This is a genomic window from Ginsengibacter sp. (genome assembly GCF_057362405.1).
Genome location: NZ_JBMQQG010000207.1, coordinates 1 through 5,515, shown reverse-complemented (window position 1 = coordinate 5,515; position 5,515 = coordinate 1). Strand labels below are relative to the sequence as shown.

6 protein-coding genes are annotated in these 5,515 nt (G+C 37.2%); 1 reads left to right on the top strand and 5 read right to left on the bottom strand.

What is annotated here, in order from left to right:
* The coding region (locus ACO1O5_RS17865; RefSeq protein WP_486272641.1) for a hypothetical protein at window positions 1-363 on the top strand (363 nt) is incomplete at its 5' end.
* 39 nt (window positions 364-402) lie between these two features.
* Here the strand turns inward: ACO1O5_RS17865 and ACO1O5_RS17860 are convergent.
* The 5 genes from ACO1O5_RS17860 to ACO1O5_RS17840 all read right to left on the bottom strand — a co-directional run.
* Window positions 403-1,326: a hypothetical protein gene (locus ACO1O5_RS17860; RefSeq protein WP_486272639.1), complete on the bottom strand. Its 924-nt coding sequence runs from the start codon at window positions 1,324-1,326 to the stop codon at window positions 403-405.
* Between the two features lie 6 nt (window positions 1,327-1,332).
* Window positions 1,333-2,118, bottom strand: coding sequence for a glycosyltransferase family 2 protein (locus tag ACO1O5_RS17855; RefSeq protein WP_486272637.1), 786 nt, complete (start codon window positions 2,116-2,118; stop codon window positions 1,333-1,335).
* 69 nt (window positions 2,119-2,187) lie between these two features.
* Entirely contained in the window at window positions 2,188-3,441 is a 1,254-nt protein-coding gene (locus ACO1O5_RS17850) for an O-antigen ligase family protein (protein WP_486272636.1), read from the bottom strand.
* Window positions 3,438-4,547 carry a DUF1972 domain-containing protein gene (locus tag ACO1O5_RS17845; protein WP_486272634.1) on the bottom strand — a complete coding sequence of 370 codons (1,110 nt, stop codon included), beginning with the start codon at window positions 4,545-4,547 and terminating at the stop codon, window positions 3,438-3,440. Before ACO1O5_RS17845 ends, ACO1O5_RS17850 begins: the two co-directional genes overlap by 4 nt.
* Window positions 4,544-5,515 (bottom strand): glycosyltransferase family 4 protein (locus ACO1O5_RS17840; RefSeq protein WP_486272632.1); only part of this gene is annotated, 972 nt, incomplete at its 5' end. The genes ACO1O5_RS17845 and ACO1O5_RS17840, both read right to left, overlap by 4 nt.

Sequence of the window (5,515 nt, the reverse complement as noted above, 5' to 3'; positions counted from 1 at the left end):
GTTACGCTGGTGCTATTACCCAAATTCTGCCTTTGGGAATTTTTACTCCTTTTTAAAGGGGAATTCAAAACGGCAACAAGACGATTCTTTAGCAGGAAGGGGAGAAGTGCCCGCGTGGAAAATACTTATTTTAAGTGCTGGTATTATAATCCATCTTTTATAACGGACCGGTTAAACGCTGAATTTAAACTGCTACATGTTGAAGGCCTTTGCACAATTGTCCCCCCTTCCTACATCGAAAATTTTGGTGACAAACATCTCAAAGTTTTCAACTTCTTAAAAGACAGAGAAGACAAGTGGAAAAGTAAATGGCCATGGAAATATATTGGGGACTACTATATCATTTCTCTGCAAAAAAAATAGGAGCGGGTTAAAAAGTTTTAAGAAAGCCTTGAAAATATATTAAAAAGTGATTGCGACTGGCTGTGCTAATTGCAACAGATCCGTCACACTGTTTTCATATTGTTGCAGTACCTTTTCCTGGAAATTTTTGGGGTCTGGTTTTGAAAAATGCCTGTTTACCACCATTCCAACCTTTACATTATTAGCGTTAAGTTTTCCTTTCTCTGTTTTCTTTTTCCAGCGTTTATCCGTTACCGTCATTAACCATTTATCAAGAACATCTCCGGCCTTTGAATTGAATAATTTTTCAAGGCATTTGCAGACAAAGCCTTTTTCTTGTTCTGCTCCCACATTGGATGCAATCGGGTGCGCAGGAAAAAAATCATCTACCCAGGTATTTGCTTCTTTAAACTTATTGAAATGTACTAAACCTTCCATAGGTAGAAGGGTAATAATCTCCATCGCGGTAAAAATATTTTTTTCAGGTATTTCAAGCCCTAGTTCATCAACATAATAATTCATGCAAAACCAATGTTGCTTACCACCAATATAGGTAAGCTTCTTAAACAAGTGCATCAATGTACGGGCGATCCACAAGCGATTAGCCTTTGTAATTATAAAAAAATCGATGTCTGTTTTATCATCGGCATAGTGTTTGGATAAGGAGCCAGACACGGCGACAGTTTCTACAAATGGAAAGCGGCTTATCAACCTTGCAGCTTTCTTTGCAATGGTTATTTGTTGTTCAGCCATCTGGTTTCCTTTGCGTCTTCTATTAGCCAGGCTGGGTTTATTTTGTAAAGAATAGAATTCGTCTAATTGGAAAATGATCTGATCCCTTGTTAATTTATTAAGTGTTTCGTCAATTTCCGGCTGGCAATATCGATTAGCGGCAAAAGAGCAAATGTCTACGTTCGTAAGCGGGTAACCGAAGTAATCAAAGTAACCTAGTGTTTTTAATATGTCCCGGGTAATGATATTCAAAGGAGGTTAATTATTCATGATCAGTTTGACCGCTTTTTTATGCTGCTTTATAAGGCCGTTTAATTTTTGGTATTTTAAGAAAGTTTGATGGGCCGTTTGCTTTGCTATAATAAACCCGTAGTAACCATCTAAAAATCCGAGTCGTAAAAAGTACCCGTGAAAAAATGACCAGGCAGGGCTCAGAACTATCTTTAACCTGTGTTTTTTCAATCCAGCTTCATATAGTGAATGAGCAGCGATGGTACTTAGTTCTTCATTTCTTTGTAAATGCTCTTCAACAGTATCATAAGCATAATGTATGATATCGCCCTTTAGAAAATTTGCTTTTATGCCCTCTTTCAGGTTTACTTTATCATGGGGATTCATTCCTCCCCACCATCCCACGCGTTTATCAAAAAGCCGCACTTTTCTGTTCGGATACCACAAGCCATGATTGATAAATTTCCCGCAATATTTATTGTACCGGTTCATAAAATAGGCAGAATGTCTAAAAGAAAACTTTTCCCGTAAAATTGAGTTAACCAGCTTCTCGCTTAAAATTTCATCTGCATCAAGGCTCAAAACATAATTGTGGGTGGTTAGTTTAAGCGCTTTATTTTTCTGTTCAACATATCCCGAAAAAATTCCCTGCTTAACGATTGCTCCTTTCTCACGGGCAATGTTAATTGTCCTGTCTGTTGAGTACGAATCCAAAACAACAATTTCATCAGCAACCTGCCAGAGAGAGTCAATACACCGACCAATGTTCTGTTCTTCGTTACATGTAATAATCATTGCTGATATCTTTTCCATATTTATAATCGCGGATGTTTTAAAAGAATAAACGTTTGAAGATAGTAACAGGTTGCCTCAGTATGTTTTTCAGCTGCTAATGCGCAAATTTTTATTTGAGTCAGTTAATAAAAAAAATGAAAAGAAGAATCCATAAAATAAAACGCCCTTGCTTACATCCAATATATTCTCGGAAAGAGATACAATTAAAAGGATCGAGAGGAATGCCAGCAATAAAAAGTCCTTTTGTCTTATCGCGATTCCTAACCCGTAATAAAAAAGATATAGGTATAACAGCAAACCAATCAACCCCGTATTTAACAAGAAACTGAGAAATTGATTGTGCGCATTTAAACCTAGTAAATACGATCTATAAAACTTATGTTCAAAATAGGTATCTTTTAAAACAAATTTCTCGGAACCGGTTCCATAACCAAGGAGCGGCGACTTATGTATGAGTTGCCATTCCAGATTCCATCTTGCCATACGCGACTCCGTTAGATCGCCCGGATCCCGGTATTCAGATAGATCATTTTCGAGATCATAAATGTATCGTTTTTTTAAAGTGGTAACCTGCATTATTATTGCAAAAATTAAGACAGTAAAGGATAAAGCGCTGAAGAAAAAAATCAGCCTTATTTTGCCCTGCAGAAGAAAAAGCGGGATTATAAATACAATAATAATTAACGCGGCGATAATAACAGCCCTCGATGAAAGTTGAACCAGGCCAACAAACAGAATTAAGGAGTATATAAGATATTTTCCTTTATTGAAATTTGCACCGCGAAAGAATAGGGAGAGAAAAATGCAAACCGATAGAAGCACATACATAGAAAAATATGTAGCATGTAATCCAATAGGGCTGGTGAAATTTTGATTGATAAAGGCTCTTTTAGAAATAGAACCTAACGGTAAATGAAAATAATGTATAACCCTAAAAGCTTCCAGGTATAGATATACAACAGTAACTGTGCATGCAAGGCCAAAAATTTCCAACAGCTGCCATTTATATTTAGCAAGATTTAAGTTAGATACTGAAAGAAAAACAGGAAATAATAAGATGGCCAATTGTTGCATGCTATCCTTCATGCCTTCCGATTTGTAGCTACTGTAGATGATAGCTGATACGCTTAAGAAAAATACGGATGCTGCGATCCATACGTTTTTGTTTTTTAGTTTTTTTAGTTTATCAATTTTAAAGTGAATAAGTGTGTGTATGCAGAAGACTATTAGCAGCCATTCGCTAAAGAATCTGTCGAAAGGCAAGGCAATGAGAAAAGCAGCAATTATGTAGTAGCTAATTTTATTTGCCAGGCAGTCGTCTATAATAAAGAGCATTTTCATTTTTGTGAGCGGATGTAACAATCTAATATAAAATCGTTGTACTGATCTATGACGTCCGGCCAGTTGTAAGTACTTTCAATTTTCAAAAAATTATTTTTAACCATTTCCTTTTCTTTTTCATTGCGGCTCACAGATTCAACCAGGTACTCAACATCAGTTGCTGTTTCAAAATAATAGGCATCTTTCTGCAATACGGCATGATTGAATTCATTTTCATGTGCTGCTATTAATGCGCCACTCCCCATTGCTTCCAGTAACGAAGGATTGGTGCCGCCAACTGTATGACCATGAAAATAGAGATGGGAAAAATATTTAAGTGTATGCGTTACCGTTTTATCATATACTGCACCTGCAAAAAGAATCCGTTTGTCTTCTTTAAATTTTCTCACAAGCCTTTGGCCAAATGAATTATTCGTTCCGCCGATTACAAGAAATTTTCTTCTTGAGGAGCTCATGTAAAATCCATCGAGGATCGTTTCGATATTATTTTCAGGTTCCATCCTTGCCATCAATAAATAATATTCTTTGGTGGAAACGTGATAAGGCGCCAATAATTCCTGGTCATTCAAGCTGGAAATTTCGCTTCCATACGGGATGTATTTACAGTTAATTTTATATTTCTTTTGCAGGTAGTTTTGAATTACTATTGAATCTGCGATAAAAAAATTGCTGGATTGAATCGCCCATGTTTCGGCTCGCTTCAGGAATTGCTTTGTGAGGAAATTATATTTTGCTCTCTTCCATTCCAGGCCATCCATGTTAGAAATGATAGCAGTTTCTTTTGGAAAGAATCGCCCCCAAATTGTATTACTCGTATATCCCAGGAACAAAATAACATCAAATCTTTTCTTCTGCATATCCTTTATGCAATTCAGGTCATACACAAATTGTCCTGTAGTACCTAACAGGTACTCCGGATCATAGCAATGCGCAACGCGTACACCTTTGAAATCTTTTTTTTGGTACGGATGATTGTGCGAATTATATACAGTAACATCATGTCCTTTGTCAACCAATCCGACCGATAGATATTCAGCCAGTTGTTCGAAACCGCCGTAATGATTGGGGATTCCGCGACACCCCGCTATAGCAATTTTTAATTTCATAATGGTACTATTTTTTTATATGCTTCGTAAGTCTTTGCGGCGGCGCTTTGCCAGGTAAAATCGGAGCGTATCTTCTGTTGGAGCTTCGTACACACCTGGCCGTTACTGGCGTCTGAAATTGCTTTCCTGATGGAAGCCGGCGAGGATGGATCACAATAAAATGCCTGGTTTTGAAAATATTCTGAAGCATAACCCTTGTCGGTTATTACGACGTTGCAACCCATTGCTGCTGCTTCTAATGAAGAAAGGCCGCAGGTTTCAAACCAACTTGGAAGAATGTGGACCTTTGCTTTTTGATAATATGGTATTAATTCTTCCTGCCGGAGGTGATTTATAAAATGAATATTATTCGCCGCGAGGTTTCGACATTCTTCGTAATACTTTTTTTGATTGATGGCAGGCTTGCCAATAATGTAGAGCTGGTATGCTGAGTTATTCAACGCTTCTATTAATTTTATTTGATTTTTTAACCCTTCTATCCGGGCAACAGATATCACCATGTGATTATCTTTTTCATCATCAAATATGCCCTGGAACAAGTCCGGCTCAATACCGTTAGGTATAATGCAGGCGGGGGGTGTTATTTTATAATTATGGATTAACCGGTTGTACTCCATTTCTGAATTAGGCAGTATCAATGCGGCTTTTTTCAGTACGTACTTTATACTACGGCGTTGGCCCTTCACCAGGTAAGCAGGGCTGTACAGACGTTGTTGTCTTTTGGCCCATCTTGCAATCGTTTTTAAATATTCAATCTGGTCACTTGAAAAAAAGCGAAATATTCTACCCGAAATGCCTTTGCGATATTGCTTATCAAATTCTGAATAATCAATTAATAATGGTGTTACAACGAAGGGCTTTTTAGATTTTCGAATATGCGGTAGAATGTCAGACGGCCTCACGAGGCTAAAGAAATGCAACAGGTCATATTCTTCGTAATTAATTTTTTTGTTTGTAAGCTTTATATC